The sequence below is a fragment of the Loktanella sp. SALINAS62 genome (assembly GCF_018263905.1).
GTDB lineage: Bacteria > Pseudomonadota > Alphaproteobacteria > Rhodobacterales > Rhodobacteraceae > Loktanella.
Map to the genome: position 1 here is coordinate 1 of NZ_JAAFZU010000025.1, position 281 is coordinate 281.

1 protein-coding gene is annotated in these 281 nt (G+C 54.8%); it reads left to right on the plus strand.

Translation table 11 applies throughout. The annotated features are described in order from the left end of the window. Nucleotides 1-281: hypothetical protein (locus tag GZH79_RS09215; RefSeq protein WP_211643503.1), on the plus strand; the 281-nt coding region annotated here is incomplete at both ends.

Genomic DNA, 281 nt, shown 5'->3' on the forward strand with positions numbered 1-281 from the left:
GATCAGGCCGCTCATGCAGCACTATATCGTCGCTCAACCCAAAAGCATGAGCAGGCGCGCGCCGATGCAGTCGACCTTACGGACCAGATACTTGGCGGCGCCTCGTTCAAAGGTGCCTTGACAACGACTGACATCGAATTTGGCACATTCCTAAGTGAAACCAGAACCTTCACCGCAGATCCCGACTCTAAGACCGCCGTCCGTGTCGTCACCTCTCTCGACCGCGACAGAAACAACGCAGCCAATACGTTTCTTTTCCGCATGATCGGCATCGAAGACTT